The organism is Mesorhizobium australicum (assembly GCF_900177325.1).
In the GTDB taxonomy this organism is placed as follows: domain Bacteria; phylum Pseudomonadota; class Alphaproteobacteria; order Rhizobiales; family Rhizobiaceae; genus Mesorhizobium_A; species Mesorhizobium_A australicum_A.
Window position 1 is genome coordinate 2443668 of the sequence record NZ_FXBL01000004.1, and the last position, 17036, is coordinate 2460703.

A 17036-nucleotide genomic window follows, 5' to 3' on the forward strand; every position below is an offset into this window, starting at 1 on the left:
TGATGGAGACGCCGTTCCCCCCGTTCGACCCGCATGGCGCGCCGACCCGTCATGGCGCGAAGATCCGCGACATCCCGCTCAGGATGATGCTGCCCAACCTGATCACCGTCCTGGCGATCTGCGCCGGCCTGTCCGGCATCAGGCTCGCCTTCGAGGGCCGCTTCGAGATCGCTGTTATCATGGTGCTGCTCGCCGCCTTCCTCGACGGCATCGACGGGCGCATTGCGCGGATGCTGAAGGCGACCTCCAAGTTCGGCGAGCAGATGGATTCGCTGGCCGACATCGTCAATTTCGGCGCGGCCCCCGCGCTCGTGCTGTACGCCTACCTTCTCGACCGTGCCGGGCCGATCGGCTGGACGGCGGCCCTTCTCTTTGCCATCGCCTGCGGGCTCAGACTTGCCCGCTTCAACGTCCAGATCGCCGATCCGGACCGGCCGGCCTGGATGGCGGACTACTTCACCGGCGTTCCGGCCCCGGCCGGCGCGGTGCTGGTCATGCTGCCGGTCTATCTCGGCTTCCTCGGCTTCGAGGCCAATCTTTTCGTCGCCTATCTCTCCTGCGCCTACACCGTGATCGTCGCGGTGCTGCTCGTCTCGACCTTGCCGGTTTTCTCGGGCAAGAGCTCGGGTTCCAAGGTCCGCGGCGACGTCGTCTTCCCGCTGATCCTGGTCGCCGTGTTCTACGTGCTGATGCTGTCGAGCTTCACCTGGGAGACGATGGCGGCGACGGCCGTCGCCTATCTCCTCTTCCTGCCCTTCAGCGTGAAGCTCTATGCCCGGCGGCTGCAGAAGGAGAGGCGCGCGGCGGACATCGCAAAGACCGGCAAGGCGCCGGCTGAGGAAGCCTAGGTAGTCTTGTCGATCCCGAGGCTCTCCATCGCGATCCGGCGCGCGGTCACGTAGTCGACCTTGCCGGAGCCGAGCAGCGGGATCGCGTCGACGGTGATGATCGTGTCCGGTACGATGAGTTCGGCGACGCCCGAAGCCTTGCCGAAGGCGCGCAATTCCGATTTCTCGGCTGCGGTATTGGTCGTCAGCACCACGACCTTCTCGCCGCGCTTGCGGTCGGGCACCGCGACGGCCGCATGCCGCTCCTCCGGCCACAGCCGCTGCACCAGCAGTTCCACGGCGCCGAGGGACACCATCTCGCCGGCGATCTTGGCGAAGCGCCGGGCGCGGCCGCGGATCGTGAGATAACCCTCGCGGTCGAAGGCGACGACGTCGCCGGTGTCGTGCCAGCCGTCCGGGGGAGGGGTGACGTTCTCCGCCCCGCGCGTCGAGATATAGCCGCGCATCACGTTCGGCCCCGAGATCCACAGCCGGCCGCCATCCTCGATGCCGTCGACCGGCTCGATCCGGCTGCGGATGCCGGGCAGCAGGCGCCCGACGCTGCCCTGGCGCGAGTGGGTGCGTGTGTTCAGCGCCACCACCGGCGAGGCTTCGGTCAGGCCATAGCCCTCGACGATGTCGGCCCCGAACCGCTCGCGCCAGATCCGTCGCGTCTCGGCCTGCAACGGCTCCGCGCCCGCCACCACCAGCCGCAGGCTGGCGAAGTCGCCGTCGTCCGCTGTCCGCGCATAGGCCGAGAGGAACGTGTCCGTCGCAAAGGTGATGGTGGGTTTGACCTTCGCCGCCGTCTCCGGGATCTGCTTGAAATGCAGCGGCGACGGATAGAGGTAGAGCCGCACGCCGTAGACGAGCGGCAGGATCGTCCCGCCGGTCAGCCCATAAGAGTGGAAGGCCGGCAGCACGTTCAGCAGCGTGTCGGCGGGCGTGAAGACGATGCGCGCCTCGATCTGCGCCGTGTTGGAAAGCAGGTTCTCGTGCGTGAGCACCACGCCCTTCGGGCGGCTGTCGGAGCCGGAGGTGAACAGGATGGCGCCGGGCGCCGAAGGCTTCACCGGCGTGACCGGCCAGCGCCACAGCAGGGCCGCCGATGCCTTCTCGAACGCCGTGACCGAAGGTCTTACGTCCTCCAGCCACAGGAAGCGCGCCCCGGCCCCCTCGATCGCGGCGACGATATCGGCAAGCTGCGCCTTGTCGACGAAGGCGCGCGAGGACACGACGATGCGGACCGCGCCTGAACGGATCGCTGCGGTCACATTCGCAGGCCCTGCCGTGTAGTTGATCATGGTCGCGACGCAGCCGGCCGACTGCAGGCCGACGAACGAGGTGACCAGGCCGACCGAGTTCGGCAGCATCAGGCCCACAGCCTCGCCGCCGCTGCTGACAGAGGCGAATCGGGCGCCGAGCACCCGCGCCGCGATCAGCATGTCGCGATAGCTCAGCGGCCCCGTGAGGCCGTCCTCGACGACGGTGCGCTCGGGACCGTATAGCCGTGCCGCGCCCGAAACCGCCGCGAACAGGCTGCGCGGCACGCTTGCTGCGACACGCGCCTCAGCGACCCTGTCGAACAGCGCGTTGGACGAGGTCGTCGGCGCCCGGCCGGGCCGGACGATGGAACTGTCGAGCGAGATCGGCTCGAGGGCAGCGATGGTGAGCTTCGGCAGCCAGCGGCGCGGCGCCTCCGCTTCCGGCGCGAGCGACATCGGCAGGTGCCTGCTTCCGCCGACATGGATCGCGACGATGTCGGCCCCCGCCGTCACGGCGATTCGCGCCACGGCGCGAAACAGCCGGAACGACTTGGGATCGGGCTCGACCGTCTGCGGGAAATAGACCGCCAGCCGTCCCTTGCCTTTGAGATGCCGCACCAGCCGCCGGCTGACGAACACGTGCGAGGCGTTGAACGAGATGGTGCGGGCGAGTGTGCGGAACGGCTCGAGCCACGATGAGGTGGCCGATTCCTCGTCCAGGATGTGCAGCGTATCGTCGGGCAGCAGCGCCAGCATCAGCGCCGGATCGAGCCGCGACTGATGGGAAATGGCGTAGATCACCGGCGCGTCGGCCTGGCGCGCAATGCGGATCCGGCCATCGGATATACGGAAGACGAGCTTCAGCGGCAGGTAAAGCACGGCCTGCTGGAAGGTCACGCCAAGTCGGTAGCCCTGCCAGAGCGCCGTGAGGACGTAGACAGCAACCAGTGCGGCGACGATCATTCCGGTCAGGATCATGCCGTTCTCCGAGCACCAAGCTGGCCGCGGCGAGCCGATGCCGCACGTGAGGGGATAGGGTAACGCGATGGGGCCGGGCGTCAATCCGCCTATCCGGGGAGCCGGCCGCGTCTACCTGGCGACGACGCCATCTGCCGCCAAAATGTCTGTGGTCCTCTTGCTGCATTGCAAAAAACGTTGATCATTCACCCGTAGCGGAAGCGTGCCGGATACGCTACGCCAACCGAGCTGCCGCAGATGGTCCAGAGCCGACACAGTGCAACTGTGTCTCGCGCGAGACGTTTTCGGCGATCCAAGGGACATCTGCATGGCTACGGACCAGATTATCGCGCTCGCCGTCGTCACACTGATGATGGCAGCCTTCGTCTGGGGCAGATTCCGGTATGATGTTGTCGCCGCGTGCGCGCTGCTTGCCGCGGTCGCCTGCGGCATCGTTCCCTATGAAAAGGCCTTTTCCGGCTTCAGCGACGATATCGTCATCATCGTCGGTTCCGCTTTGCTGGTCAGCGCGGCTGTCGCGCGCTCGGGGATCATGGAGGCGGTAATCCAGCGATTCGCACCTGATCTTGTCGGTGTGCGCAGCCAATTGATCTTGCTTGTCGCTGTGGTGACGGTGCTCTCCGCATTCGTGAAGAACATCGGCGCTCTGGCAATCATGATGCCGATCGCGTTCCAGTTCGCGAAGCGCTCATCGGTCTCGCCCTCCGTGTTCCTCATGCCGATGGCGTTCGGCTCGCTTCTCGGCGGCCTGATGACCCTCATCGGCACCTCCCCCAACATCATCGTCTCGCGCATGCGCGCCGAGATCGGTGGCGAGGGGTTCGGAATGTTCGATTTCACGCCGGTGGGTGCCGCGCTGTCGCTGGTCGGGCTGGCGTTTCTTGCCCTGTTCTATTGGCTGCTGCCGTCCCGTACGCGCGCGACCGCGTCGCTGCACGATGCGATCGACATCAAGAACTATATCTCGGAGGCCCGCGTGGCCGCCGATTCAGCGGTACTGGGCAAAACGGTCGCCGACCTCGTCAAGCTCTCCGGCGGCAATGCGATGGTGACGTCGATCATTCGCAGCCGTGGTCAGCGCACGACTCCGCTTCCCGACGCGATCCTTAAGGATGGCGATATCCTGCTGCTGGAGGGCGATCCGGAGGCGCTCGACCGGCTCACGGCGCGAGGCAGGCTGAAGCTCAGCGGCGATCGCCGCGAAATGCGTAACAAAGGCATGGCCGAGATCGGCGCGGTCGAGGCCGTCGTCACCGAGAGTTCGTTTCTCGTCGGCCTGTCCGCACAGCGGCTGGAACTTCACGACCGCTTCGGCGTCAACCTTCTGGCCCTGAGCCGCATGGGCGAGCGCATCACCGATCGGATCGGCGAAACGATGCTCCGCGTCGGTGATGTCGTCGTTCTGCAGGGAGACCGCGAACGTCTTCCCGAGATCTTGCGCGAACTCGGCTGCCTTCCGCTGGCCGAGCGCCCGATCAAGCTCGGCAGCGTGCGGAGAGGGCTGGTGCCGCTTCTCATCCTGCTCGCCGCCATGAGCGCGACCGCGCTTTCCATCGTGCCGGTGCCCGTCGCCTTCTTCGGCGCAGCCGTTGCGATGGTGCTTTTCAGGACCATCCCGGTGCGCGAAGTCTACAACGCGATCGATGGCCCGATCCTGGTCATGCTGGCCGCGCTCATCCCGGTGTCGGATACGCTCCGTTCCACTGGGGTCACGGACCTCGCAGCCGCCGGACTGGCCGATGTTGCGCAGACGCTTCCGGCTTGGGGCGCCCTCGGCCTCATCCTTGTCGCCGCCATGGCGGTGACGCCGTTCCTCAACAATGCGGCGACGGTGCTGGTCATGGCGCCCATCGCCGCGGGCTTCGCAAGCGGCCTCGGCTACCGGCCCGATGCGTTCCTCATGGCGGTCGCCATCGGCGCTGGATGCGACTTCCTCACCCCGATCGGCCACCAGTGCAACACGCTGGTCATGGGCCCGGGTGGCTACAAATTCTCCGATTATCCCCGGCTCGGCCTGCCGCTTTCCATCATTGTCGTTCTGGTCGCCGTTCCTCTGCTCATGATGGTCTGGCCTGTGAATTGAACTTCCCCTTGCGGTCATTTTCGGCTTGTCCGATAAGCGCACCGCAAGAAGCATGGAGATTGAAATGACCATTCGCCGTATCGAAGCCGGGCCGCGCATGAGCCAGGCCGTTGTCCATGGAAACACGGTCTATCTCGCAGGCCAGGTCGGCACTCCCGGCAAGAGCGTGGCCGAGCAGACGACCGAGGTTCTGGCGAGCATCGACCGGCTTTTGGCACTCGCCGGTACGGACAAGTCGAAGCTTCTGACCGCTCAGATCTGGCTCGACGACATGCGCGACTTCGCCGAGATGAACGGCGTATGGGACGCCTGGGTGGACAAGGCCAACACACCCGCGCGCGCAACCGGCGGCGCTCCGCTCGCCACCTCGGGTCATCGCGTCGAAATCATCGTCTCCGCGGCGATCTAGGAGAGGGAAGGGCGGCCTCGCGCCGCCCTTCGTTTCACGCCGCCATATATTGCGGCGCCGACTTCAGGTAGCGCGCATAGGCGTCGGCATTGGGCGGTGACAGGTTCTCCGCCAGCGGATTGAGCTTGCGCTCCTTCGCGCCGATGTCGTCCAGGATCTCGTCGAAGTGCTTGAAATGGTAGGGCGCGACGCAGAGCCCGCCATAGACGCCGGCCGCCGGCCGCTCCTTGCGCTTCCAGTTCAGCATCATCTCGATATTGTCGTTCATCTCGGCGGGCGTCGGCTGCTTGGCCAACTGCCCGTCGGCGTAACGCACCAGCCAGTTGGCGGCGAGCTCGGCGCAGAGCACGGTGCAGAATGACGAGTTGAAGCCGACGAACCCCATGTCGGGCAGGTCCGGATTGGCGATGATGCGGTAGAGGCGGTACTGGCCGTCCGGCTCCACCAGCTTCCTGCGATACTCCTCGGGCAGGAACGGCACGCCAAGCTTCCAGCCGATCGCGAGCACCGCGATGTCGGCCCCGACCCGCTCGCCGCCCGAGAGTACGACGGTTGTGCCGTCGTAGTGGTCGAACGTGCCCTGGATCGCCTTGATCCGCCCGTCCGCCACCATGTCGTAGAGGCCGGGCGTGACGATCGGCACTGAACAGTTGATGCCGGTCTCGATCGGCGTCTTGGGCTTCAGGCCGGTCTTCTTCAGCTTGAGCTGCATCGACAGCAGGCTTTCCAGCGCTCGCCAGTTCGCCCAGACAAAAGGTTTGGCGATCGCGTGGTTGATCCGCGCCATGGCCGTCTGGCCCCAGCCCGGGAACATTTTCTCCTGGGCACGGATGTAGAGGATGCGCTTGAAGTTGATCAGGCCGCCGATGAAGTAGGGGATGCGCCACACGGCTTCGCGATAGACGATCGTCACCTGCGACGCGCCCGACTTCACCGCGTTGACGGCGATGTCGGTCGCCGATTTCGAGAAGCCCAGCACGACGACGCGCTTGCCCTTCACCATCGACGGATCGGTGTAGTCGGACGAGTGCATCACCTGCCCCCCGGCGGCGGTGAAGCCGTCCTGGCCCGGATGGGAGAGCATGTTCTTGTCGCTGAACTGGCCGGTACACACCGCGACGAAGTCGTAGCTCTCCGTCGTCTCCGGCCCTTCCTTGGGCGCCAGCGTCAGGGTCCACCCCGGCTTGCCGTCGGCGCGACGCGCCATGCCGGTGACGGACGTGTCGAACCGGACAAGGCCGGTGACGCCGTTCTCCCTGGCGTAGTCAGCGAGATAGGCATGCACCTGCGGGCCTTTGGGCCATTCTGGATAGGCGTCCGGCATCGGCTTCGACGTGTAGCGGTAGAGCTCCTTCGGGCTCTGCGTCTGCACGTCGGGATATGAGCGCGACGGCTCCCAGACGCCGCCGAGATCGTGGCTGCGCTCGACCACCGTCACGTTATGACCGCGTTCCCGAAACGCCTTCGCGGCGGCGAGCCCGCTCACGCCCGCGCCGATGACGCAGACCGTCTTCTTCTGGACCATGTTCGTTGCTCCTTGGGCGGCAGGCATGGCTCCGCCGGGCGCAGCCGGATGCTGCGCTTCCGGGGCCGTCGCGCGGCCGCGATAGGTGTGGGGCTAGCTCAGGCGTTGGCCTCGGGCGGCAGGAAGTCGACCTCATGCGCGGCCGAGACCTTCACCACCTCGTCGGTGTCCGTCATATTGTCGAGCTTCTTGAACAGGTCCTCCAGCATGCCGGCGGGCGAGACCCAGAACAGCGCGCGCGTCGGCTTGTCGGACTTGTTGAAATAGCCATGCGGAATGCCGCGCGGCATGCGCACCAGGTCGCCGGCCTTCGCCTTGACCCACTGTCCGTCGAGCTTCAGGTCGAGTTCGCCTTCCTGCACGAGAATGAATTCGTCCTGCGTCGGGTGGATGTGCACCGGCACGAACTGGCCGGGGTCGCTGTTGGTCTCGAAGGCGAAGGTGCTGTCGCACACGGCCTTCGGGAAATAGACCTGGCCGAGGATGTTCCACGTCGTCCCGGCGATGCCGGAGCCGTTCGCGGTGATGCCTTTGTCGAGTTGCTTGGTCATATGCGGATCCCATTGCGTTTGACAGAAAGCGTTCTGGCGACGCCTTTCATGTTCCGGCGACAATGCCACGGCGGCCGGGCGTCCTCTATCCGCGATGCGCACCGACTATCCGGAAAACGAATCCGATTTGCCGCTGCGGCCGAAGGCCGCGAAAACCGTTTGGAAACCGGCAAAGCGATGCTAACGTAACGGAATGCACGCTGAAGCCGGTTCTCCGCCTGCGGTCCCGCTGTCCAGTCACGTCCTGTTCCAGTCGGATGATCTCGACTGCGCCAGGGAACGGGTCGCGCAGAAGTTCTGCCGCCATCGCCTCGACATCATCGGCGACAAGCGGTTCTTCCGCGCGGCGCATCATCATCTGCCGGGCGACATGATCTCGCTCAACTACATCAGCTACGGCGCCGACGTGTTGATCGATCCGGGCGAGCTCACCGATTTCTATCTGATCCAGATGCCGGTTGCCGGCTCGGCGACGATCCGCAACGGCCACAAGGAGTTCCTGACCGACCGCTCGACGGCGTCGATCCTCAACGCCGACCTCGCCACGCGCATGCGCTGGTGGCAGGGCTGCGCGCAGATCCTGATCCAGATCCGCAAGGCGCCGTTCCTCGATTTTGCCGAGCGCGTGCTCGACCGGGAACTGCCGGGCCCGGTGATCTTCGACCCGCTGGTCGATTTCTCGCGGCCTCAGATGCAGTCGTGGAGAGGCTTCGCCAACGGCCTGTTCTATTCGGCGGAAGCGCTGGCCAACGCGCCGCGCGGCGCGGAAATCCACATGGCCTTCAACGAGCAGCGGCTGATGGAGATTTTCCTGCGCGAACAGCCGAACAACATGTCGCTGTTCATGGACGGTGAGGCGAAGGGTCCGTCGCCCAGGCATTTGCGCCGCGCCGACGAATATATCCGCGAACATGCCGCCATGCCGATCTCGCTGCTCGACATCGCCGATGCGGCCGGCGTCAACGCGCGGACCCTCCAGCTTGCCTACAAGTCGACCTACGGCGTGTCGCCGATGCAGGCTCTGCAAAGGGAGCGGTTGAAACGCGTGCGCTTCGAACTGCTGGCGAGCGGCGGTCGGGCCAACGTCACCGAGACGGCGATGAAATGGGGTTTTGCTCACCTAGGCCGCTTCGCCGGCGATTACCGGCGCGCCTTCGGCGAACTGCCGCGCGAGACGGCGCGGCGCGCGGCGGACTAGGGTCTATTCCTCTGCCGGCGGCGCCGGCGCGTCGTCGCCATAGGGCTCGCCGCCCATGAAGGAGGAGGCGGTCGGGATGCACTGCAGCGACCAGCCCGTCTCCACAGGCGTCTTCTTGTATTCCTCGATCGCCGCCACGCATTCGTCCCGCGTCTCGAACGCGCTCGGCATCACCGCCATGCCGCCGCCCGGGCCGGCGACGACCAGATACCAGATATAGACGGCTGCGGCGGACATGCGGGGTCTCCGAATTTCGATGATTCCGCCGCAGGCTGCGATCGAAAAAAGGCGCAAGCCGGGCGGAGTAAATCCTATTCCGGTTGCCGGTAATCCGTCCATCCGCCCTTGCGGACGTTCCAGATGCGGCCGGTGTCGGTCAGCGACGGGGATGCCAGGCGCAGGATGCTCGCGGCGACGTCGGCCGGAGTGGGCAGGGTGTCCGGGTTCTCCCCCGGCATCGCCTGTGCCCGCATCGCGGTGCGGGTCGCGCCCGGATCGACAATGTTGACCCTGAGCGCCATGTTCTTCGTCTCGTCGGCCCAGGAGCGGGCCAGCGCCTCGACGGCGGCCTTGGAGGCGGCATAGGGCGCCCAGAAGGCGCGGGCGGAGTGCGCCGCGCCCGACGAGATCACGATCGCCCGGCCCGCATCCGAAAGCCGCAGCAGCGGGTCGACCGAGCGGATCAGCCGCCATGTGCCGGTGACGTTGACCGCCATCACCTTGTCGAACACCTTTGCCTCGACATGGCCGATCGGTGCGATCACGCCGAGCACGCCGGCGTTCGCCACCAGAATGTCGAGCTTGCCCCAGCGCTGGTGGATCGAGCCGCCGAGACGGTCGATGCCGGCCATGTCGGTCAGGTCGAGCGGCACCAGCGTCGCGGAGCCGCCCGCCGCCTTGATCTCGTCGTCGAGCTCTTCCAACCCGCCGACGGTGCGAGCAACCGCGATCACATGTGCACCCGCCGCCGCCAGTTGCTTTGCCAGATGGTAGCCGATGCCGCGCGACGCGCCGGTGACGAGCGCGACGCGCCCTGAGAGGTCGGGAATGCTGGTCATGTCGTCTTCCGTCAGGCTCGCGTGGCGAGAACCGAGAGCTGGCGGACATTGTCCGCGCCTTCGTGGTCCGTCAGGCGGGTCGGATATTGCGTCGTGAAGCAGGCGTCGCAGAACTGCGGCGTCTCGTTGTCGCGCGCGGCCTCGCCGACGGCGCGGTAGAGCCCGTCGATCGACAGGAAGCCGAGCGAATCCACGCGGATGAAGTCGGCCATCTCCTTGACCGACATGCGCGACGCCAGGAGCTTCGAGGTCTCGGGCGTGTCGACGCCGTAGAAGCAGGAAGCGCGGGTGGGCGGCGAGGCGATGCGCATATGCACCTCTCTGGCGCCCGCGTCACGCACCATCTGCACGATCTTCTGCGAGGTCGTGCCGCGCACGATCGAATCGTCGACGAGCACCACGCGCTTGCCCTCGATCATCGAGCGATTGGCGTTGTGCTTCAGCTTCACGCCCATATGGCGGATCGAATCGCCCGGCTGGATGAAGGTGCGGCCGACATAGTGGTTGCGGATGATGCCGAGCTCGAACGGCAGCTTCGCTTCCTGCGAGAAGCCGATGGCCGCCGGTGTGCCGGAATCCGGCACCGGCACGATGATGTCGGCGTCGACCGGGCTTTCCTTGGCCAGTTCCATACCGATGCGCTTGCGCACGTCATAGACGTTGCGGCCCTCGACCGACGAGTCCGGCCGCGAGAAGTAGACATATTCGAAAATGCAGAAGCGCGACTTCTGCGGCTCGAACGGGAACAGGCTCTCGATGCCCTTCGAGGTGATCACCACCATCTCGCCGGGCTTCAGGTCACGGACGAACCGCGCGCCGATGATGTCCAGCGCGCAGGTCTCGGAGGCGAGGATCCAGGCGCCGTCGAGGTCGCCCAGCACCAGCGGCCGGATGCCGAGCGGGTCGCGGCAGCCGATCATCTTCTTCGACGACAGCGCGACCAGCGAGAACGCGCCCTCGATCTGGCGCACCGCGTCGATGAAGCGCGCATTGAGGTCGCGCTCCTTGCTCATCGCCACGAGGTGCAGGATCGTCTCGGTGTCGGACGTGGACGAGAAGATCGCGCCCTGCTTCTGCAGCGTGCGCTGCAAGGTCATCGCATTGGTCAGGTTGCCGTTATGCGCCACGGCGAAGCCGCCGTCGGCGAGCTCGGCGAAAAAAGGCTGGATGTTGCGCACGCCCGCGCCGCCTGTGGTGGCATAGCGCGTATGGCCGATGGCGCGGCTGCCCTTCAGGCTATCGATCACCGCCTGCTTGGTGAAGGTGTCGCCGATCAGGCCGACATGGCGCTCGACATGGAACTGGCTGCCGTCGAAGGAGACGATGCCCGCGGCCTCCTGGCCGCGATGCTGCAGCGCGTGCAGGCCGAGCGTGACGATCGCGGCCGCGTCGTGGCGTCCGAAGATGCCGAAGACGCCGCACTCGTCGTGAAAGCCGTCGCCGTCCGACGAAAAAGGCGTGTCATGCACGTCAGCCATATGTCGTGCTCCCTAAAGGTAAGAACCGCGGCAGGCCGCGGTTCCATGATCAGTTGCTCGTTTCGCCCTCGGGCTCCGGTTCCGCCGGCGTCTCGGTCGCGGGGGCGGTGTCGTCTGCCGCGGGCGCGTCGTTCGACCCGATCGGCAGTTTGCCGAGGATCGATTTGTCCGGATCGTCCGGCAGCAGCGCCTGCAGCCGCTGGCCGATCGTCTCCAGCAGCGGCCGAGACTTCGCGTTGGCGATCCAGCCAGGCTGGTTCGTGCCGACGAGCCAGTTGAAGAACAGCAGACCGACGGCGACAACCAGAATGCCGCGCGCCGCGCCGTAGAGGAAGCCGAGCGTACGGTCGAGCGCCCCGACCCGGCTGTCGATGATGAAATCGGCGATCTTCATCGTGATCACCGTCACCACGATCAGCGCGATGAAGAAGACGATCGCTGCGGAGATGGCAAGCGCGAGCTGCTTCTGGTCCACATAGGGCGTCACATAAGGCAGCACCATGGGGTAGAAGAAGAATGCCGCAGCCGCAGCCGCGACCCAGGAGGCGATCGACAGGACCTCGCGCGACAGTCCGCGGACCATCGCCAGCATCGCCGAGACGAGCGTAAAGCCGACGAGAATTCCGTCCAGCAATGTGATCGGCATCGTGTCTCCCGTTTCGTGTCAGTCGTCGTCGCGGCGGCGCTTCGATCCGGCAATCCGGGCAACGAGGTCGGCAAGGTGCTCAGGCTGGGTCGAACCGATGGTCAGCGCGGTCGGAAGCTCGCCCGACGAAGCGGGCATCACCGCCTGCCGGAACCCGAGTTTTTCCGCTTCTTTGAGACGCTGCGCCGCGTGCGCCACTGGCCTGATGGCTCCCGATAGGCTGATTTCGCCGAAATAGACGCAATCGGCTGGAAGGGCAAGGCCGGTCAGGGACGAAACCAATGCAGCCGCGACAGCAAGATCGGCAGCCGGCTCCGAGATCCGGTAACCGCCCGCAACGTTGAGATAGACGTCATGCGTGGCAAAGCGCACGCCACAATGCGCCTCCAGCACCGCCAGCACCATGGACAGCCGCGCGCTGTCCCAGCCGACCAGCGAGCGGCGCGGCGTGCCGAGCGGGGAGGGGGCGACCAGCGCCTGGATCTCGACCAGGACGGGCCTGGTGCCTTCCATCCCGGCGAAAACGGCGGCGCCGGGCGCCTTTCCGCTGCGCTCGCCGAGGAACAGCTCGGACGGGTTCGCCACGTCGCGCAGGCCCTTGTCCGACATCTCGAACACGCCGATCTCGTCGGTCGGGCCGAAACGGTTCTTGATCGTGCGCAGGATGCGGTAGTGGTGGCCGCCTTCGCCCTCGAAATAGAGCACCGCGTCGACCATGTGCTCGACGACGCGGGGGCCCGCGATCTGGCCTTCCTTGGTGACATGGCCGACGAGCACGATGGCGGCACCCGTCGATTTGGCATAGCGGATCATCGCCTGCGCGGAAGCGCGCACCTGCGTCACCGTGCCCGGTGCCGATTCGGCGAGGTCCGTCCACAGCGTCTGGATCGAATCGAGGATGACCATGTCTGGCCGCTTGCCGTCGGCGAGCGTGGCAAGAATGTCTTCGACATTGGTCTCCGCGGCGAGCTCCACCGTCGAATCGGCCACCGTCAGGCGTTGGGCGCGCAGCCTGATCTGCGCCACCGCCTCCTCGCCCGAAACGTAGACGACGCGGTGCCCGCGCCGCGCCAGCGCGGCGGCCGCCTGCGTCAGCAGGGTGGACTTGCCGATGCCCGGATCGCCGCCGACCAGAAGTGCGGAACCGCGCACGAAGCCGCCGCCGGTCACGCGATCCAGCTCGCCGATCCCCGAAATGATGCGCGGCGCGTCCTCGATGTCGCCGGACAGGCTGGTCAGCGCCACCGCGCGCCCCTTGCGCGCACTCTTCAGCGTCTGCGGGCCAGAGCCGATGCCGCCGGCCGTGCCTTCCTCGACCAGCGTGTTCCACTCGCCGCAGGCGTCGCACTTGCCCGCCCAGCGCTGGTGCACAGCGCCGCAGTTCTGGCAGATGAATTGGGTCCGGGCGCGGGCCATGATGCAGCTACTCTGTCCTCGGGACCATCCGCTGCGGAGACCGGCGAATCGCGGCAAGAAAGGCCAGCCGCACCCGCTCGTAGAGCGCATTGGGCAGATAGCCGTAGGCGAAGTCGTCGAGGCCAGGTCTTCCGGTCCGGCGCAGGTCGGGGCCGGGCCAGCGGAATTCGTTGGCCTCTGTCAGGACGATCCAGGATCGCTGGTCGTCAAGGGAAAGACGTCTTTTGGTCACGGCCGGAATTTCGATCGCGTCTTGCGGATGGCTGGGTGGTGAGTGGGTTATCGGCAGAACGGTCACAAGCGGTCGGGAGTCATCGTCCGTGACGATAGCGAGCACGATTGCGCAAGGTCTGTCCTTCGATCCCTCTTCAAGGCCCGCGAGATGGTCTGCCCGCCACAAGTAGCTGTACCTGATGACCAGACCTTCGGTTGGGTGCGGGAGCGGCGCCAATTGCTAATCTTCGACCTCATGGTCGAATGCCTTGGTGTGCTCCGGCGCGCGCGCTCGCTCGATCGCCGCGATATCCTCGTCGGTAAAATCCTCAAGCCCCATGACCCGACGGTCCCGCCGCTTCAGGCGCTGATATTCCTCGATCGAGAGCATGACGGTCCGCTCGCGCCCGTTGCGGGTGACGGCGATGGGTTCCTTGAGCGCCATGTCCTGATAGCGGCCGATGTTGCGCTGGAATTCCGCTGAGCTGACTTTGATCATCACGAAGCCTCATGCATTTCATGCACCATCCATATTATGCATGAAATGCATATAAATGCCACTCTTGGACAGTTACCCGCCCACATATCGCCGGTGATAGCGCCGTCCGAGCGAGGTCAGCAGTTCGTAGGAGATCGTGCCGGCCGCCTCGGCCGCCTCGTCGATCGGCAGGTTCGGTCCGAACAGTTCGATGAAGTCGCCCTTCGCGACCATATCCGGGCCGAGATCGGTCACATCGAACATCGTCAGGTCCATCGTCACCCGCCCGAGGATCGGCACGCGCCGCCCTTGGATGAAGCCATGGCCGCCAGGCCCCCCGTTCTGGCGCAGCGGGATGCCCGCGGCCGAGGAGGAGCGCGGATAGCCGTCGGCGTAGCCGATCGCCGCGATCGCGATGGTCGTGTCGCGCGCCAGCGTCTGGCTCGCGCCGTAGCCGACCGTTTCGCCGGCCCGCGCGTGGCGCACCTGCACGATCCGTGCCTCCGCCGTCACCACGGGGCGCATCGGGCTGGCAGAGCCCGACACCAACGCACCGCCATAGACGGCGATGCCCGGTCGCGTCAGGGAGAAGTGGTACTCGGCGCCCAGAAGCACGCCGGGCGAGTTGGCCAGGCTTGATTCGATGCCTGGAAAAGCCGCCGCAACCGTCTGGTATGATTCGAGCTGTCGCCGGTTCAGTGGATGGGCGGGCTGGTCGGCGCAGGCGAGGTGGCTCATCACCAGAATGGGCTCCACCGCCCGTGTCAGGCTGTTCTCCTCGGCAAAGGACAGCGCTTCCGCCACGGTCAGGCCGAGCCTGTTCATGCCGGTGTCGACATGGACCGCGCAGGGCAGCCTTTCGCCGCTGACGCCCGAGATCACCTCCCACAGGCGCACGTCGACCGGCGAGTTCAACACCGGGATGAGGCGGTTCTCGACATAAAGGCTGCCGGACTCCTCCGAAAACAGTCCGTTGAGAACATAGACGGTCGCGTCGGGCGCCGCGGCGCGCACAGCGGCTCCTTCTTCCGGCAGGGCGACGAAGTAGCGCGTGCAGCCGGCCTCGGCCAGCGCGGGCACCACGCGGTCGATGCCGAGGCCGTACGCGTCGCCCTTGACGACGCCGGCGGTCAGCGCCGGCTCGCAGATCTTCGCCAGCGCGGCGTAGTTCGCCTTGAGCGCGTCGAGATCGATCGTCAGGCTCCCGCCGGCGAAGCGGATGTCGGAGCCGGCTGCGTGATGGCTTTCCGACACCGTGCCTACTCGAACCGCTCGGGCAGGTGATGCTCCTCGGCCAGGTCCGAAAAGCGGGTGAATTCGCCGTGGAAGGCAAGCGACACGGTCCCCGTCGGTCCGTGGCGCTGTTTGGCGATGATGACCTCGGCCTTGCCGCGCGCCTCGTTCATCTCGTTCTCCCACTTCACATATTCCTCGGTGCCGAACTTTGGCTCCTTGTTCTTCAGATAGTATTCCTCGCGATACACGAAAATGACCACGTCCGCGTCCTGCTCGATCGAGCCGGATTCGCGCAGGTCCGACAGCTGCGGGCGCTTGTCGTCGCGGCTTTCCACCTGGCGGGAGAGCTGCGAGAGCGCGATGATCGGAACGCCGAGTTCCTTCGCCAGCGCCTTGAGCCCGGTGGTGATCTCGGTGATCTCCTGCACGCGGTTCTGGGATGCCTTGGCGCTCGACCCCTGCATCAGCTGGATATAGTCGATCACGATGACGTCGAGGCCGCGCTGCCGCTTCAGCCGCCGGGCGCGCGCGGCGAGCTGTGCGATCGAAATGCCGCCGGTCTGGTCGATATAGAGCGGGATCTTCTGCAGGGTCTGCGTGCAGGCGACCAGCTTTTCGAAGTCCGCCTCAGTCAGGTCGCCACGGCGAATCTTGGAGGAGGGGACTTCCGCCTGCTCGGAGATGATGCGGGTGGCGAGCTGCTCGGACGACATTTCGAGCGAGAAGAAGCCGATAACGCCGCCGTTCGCTGCCTTGAACGAGCCGTCGGCCTGCTGCGCCGGCACATAGGCCTCGGCGATGTTGAAGGCGATGTTGGTCGCGAGCGACGTCTTGCCCATGCCGGGGCGGCCGGCGAGCACGATCAGGTCGGAGGCCTGCAGCCCGCCCATGCGGTTGTCGAGGTCGCGCAGGCCGGTCGCGATGCCGGACAGGTGCCCATCGCGCTGATAGGCCGCCGCGGCCATGTCGATCGCCGTGCGCACCGCGTCGCCGAAGCTCTCGAAGCCGCCGTCGTAGCGGCCGGTCTCGGCGAGTTCGAACAGGCGTCGCTCGGCATCCTCGATCTGTTCCGACGGCGACATGTCGACGGGCGCGTCATAGGCGATGTTGACCATGTCCTCGCCGACCGTGATCAGCGCGCGCCGCGTCGCCAGGTCGTAGATCGCCCGGCCATAGTCCGACGCGTTGATGACGGTCACCGCCTCCGCGGCGATGCGCGCGAGATAATGCGGCACGGTCAGGTCGCCGATCTTGCCGTCGGTGGGCAGGAAGGTCTTGATCGTCACCGGGCTGGCCATCTTGCCCATCCGGATCAGCTCGCCCGCCACCTCGAAGATCTTGCGGTGCAGCGGTTCGTAGAAATGCGACGGCTTCAGGAAGTCGGAGACGCGGTAGTAGGCGTCGTTGTTGACCAGGATCGCGCCCAGCAGGGCCTGCTCGGCCTCGATATTGTTCGGCGCCTCGCGATAGAGCGGCGTCTCCGCTGGGGCGTTCTTGCGCAGTGCTTCAGCCATGATGTCCCGTCACTTCCTCGGGATTGAGCTAACAGTACGACGCGCTCGGCGGGGCGACTTTCCTTCGGAACTGCCCACGATTCACAGGCGTCGCCAAAATGGCGGATTTCCTGTTGACGCGAATCAAGCGCGCAGAATAGCGCCTCAACTCTAGGAACAAA

General features: G+C 65.9%; 16 protein-coding genes. 4 read left to right on the forward strand and 12 right to left on the reverse strand.

Going from position 1 to position 17036, the window contains the following annotated elements:
* Positions 1-2 precede the first annotated feature (2 nt).
* On the forward strand, positions 3-848 hold the full coding sequence (locus B9Z03_RS14475; RefSeq protein ID WP_085467662.1) for a CDP-alcohol phosphatidyltransferase family protein: 846 nt from the start codon (positions 3-5) through the stop codon (positions 846-848).
* Here the strand turns inward: B9Z03_RS14475 and B9Z03_RS14480 are convergent.
* Positions 845-3070, reverse strand: coding sequence for an AMP-binding protein (locus B9Z03_RS14480; RefSeq protein ID WP_085464857.1), 2226 nt, complete (start codon positions 3068-3070; stop codon positions 845-847). The two genes, B9Z03_RS14475 and B9Z03_RS14480, sit on opposite strands and share 4 nt — an antisense overlap.
* Positions 3071-3377: 307 nt before the next feature.
* Between B9Z03_RS14480 and B9Z03_RS14485 the strand changes: the two genes are divergently transcribed.
* Positions 3378-5153, forward strand: a complete 1776-nt coding sequence (locus tag B9Z03_RS14485) for an SLC13 family permease (protein ID WP_085464858.1) — start codon at positions 3378-3380, stop codon at positions 5151-5153.
* 64 nt (positions 5154-5217) lie between these two features.
* Positions 5218-5562 carry a RidA family protein gene (locus tag B9Z03_RS14490; RefSeq protein ID WP_085464859.1) on the forward strand — a complete coding sequence of 115 codons (345 nt, stop codon included), beginning with the start codon at positions 5218-5220 and terminating at the stop codon, positions 5560-5562.
* 34 nt (positions 5563-5596) lie between these two features.
* Here B9Z03_RS14490 and B9Z03_RS14495 read toward each other — a convergent pair whose 3' ends face one another.
* Complete coding sequence (locus B9Z03_RS14495) at positions 5597-7087, reverse strand: flavin-containing monooxygenase (protein WP_085464860.1); 1491 nt, start codon at positions 7085-7087, stop codon at positions 5597-5599.
* A gap of 98 nt (positions 7088-7185) precedes the next feature.
* A complete protein-coding gene (locus B9Z03_RS14500) occupies positions 7186-7638 on the reverse strand; it encodes a cupin domain-containing protein (RefSeq protein WP_085464861.1) in 453 nt (150 codons plus the stop codon).
* Between the two features lie 193 nt (positions 7639-7831).
* On the opposite strand from B9Z03_RS14500, the gene B9Z03_RS14505 reads away from it, so the two are divergent.
* Positions 7832-8836 carry an AraC family transcriptional regulator gene (locus tag B9Z03_RS14505; protein ID WP_085464862.1) on the forward strand — a complete coding sequence of 335 codons (1005 nt, stop codon included), beginning with the start codon at positions 7832-7834 and terminating at the stop codon, positions 8834-8836.
* A 3-nt stretch (positions 8837-8839) separates the two neighbouring features.
* Here B9Z03_RS14505 and B9Z03_RS14510 read toward each other — a convergent pair whose 3' ends face one another.
* The 9 genes from B9Z03_RS14510 to B9Z03_RS14550 all read right to left on the reverse strand — a co-directional run bounded on the left by B9Z03_RS14510 (position 8840) and on the right by B9Z03_RS14550 (position 16875).
* Positions 8840-9073 carry a hypothetical protein gene (locus tag B9Z03_RS14510; protein WP_085464863.1) on the reverse strand — a complete coding sequence of 78 codons (234 nt, stop codon included), beginning with the start codon at positions 9071-9073 and terminating at the stop codon, positions 8840-8842.
* 74 nt (positions 9074-9147) lie between these two features.
* Positions 9148-9894: an SDR family NAD(P)-dependent oxidoreductase gene (locus B9Z03_RS14515; protein WP_085464864.1), complete on the reverse strand. Its 747-nt coding sequence runs from the start codon at positions 9892-9894 to the stop codon at positions 9148-9150.
* 11 nt (positions 9895-9905) lie between these two features.
* The gene (gene purF / locus B9Z03_RS14520; protein ID WP_085464865.1) at positions 9906-11372 is read right to left on the reverse strand and encodes an amidophosphoribosyltransferase; all 1467 of its coding nucleotides are present in this window, start codon (positions 11370-11372) and stop codon (positions 9906-9908) included.
* Positions 11373-11421: 49 nt separating this feature from the next.
* The gene (locus B9Z03_RS14525) at positions 11422-12018 is read right to left on the reverse strand and encodes a CvpA family protein (RefSeq protein WP_085464866.1); all 597 of its coding nucleotides are present in this window, start codon (positions 12016-12018) and stop codon (positions 11422-11424) included.
* Between the two features lie 18 nt (positions 12019-12036).
* Positions 12037-13434, reverse strand: coding sequence for a DNA repair protein RadA (gene radA / locus B9Z03_RS14530; RefSeq protein ID WP_085464867.1), 1398 nt, complete (start codon positions 13432-13434; stop codon positions 12037-12039).
* A gap of 7 nt (positions 13435-13441) precedes the next feature.
* Positions 13442-13771: a hypothetical protein gene (locus B9Z03_RS14535; protein WP_432417001.1), complete on the reverse strand. Its 330-nt coding sequence runs from the start codon at positions 13769-13771 to the stop codon at positions 13442-13444.
* A gap of 117 nt (positions 13772-13888) precedes the next feature.
* Positions 13889-14146 (reverse strand): type II toxin-antitoxin system Phd/YefM family antitoxin, encoded by a 258-nt coding sequence (locus B9Z03_RS14540; RefSeq protein ID WP_085464869.1) that lies wholly within the window; start codon positions 14144-14146, stop codon positions 13889-13891.
* A 72-nt stretch (positions 14147-14218) separates the two neighbouring features.
* The gene (gene alr, locus B9Z03_RS14545; RefSeq protein WP_085464870.1) at positions 14219-15379 is read right to left on the reverse strand and encodes an alanine racemase; all 1161 of its coding nucleotides are present in this window, start codon (positions 15377-15379) and stop codon (positions 14219-14221) included.
* Positions 15380-15384: 5 nt separating this feature from the next.
* A complete protein-coding gene (locus B9Z03_RS14550) occupies positions 15385-16875 on the reverse strand; it encodes a replicative DNA helicase (RefSeq protein WP_085464871.1) in 1491 nt (496 codons plus the stop codon).
* Positions 16876-17036: the final 161 nt, after the last annotated feature.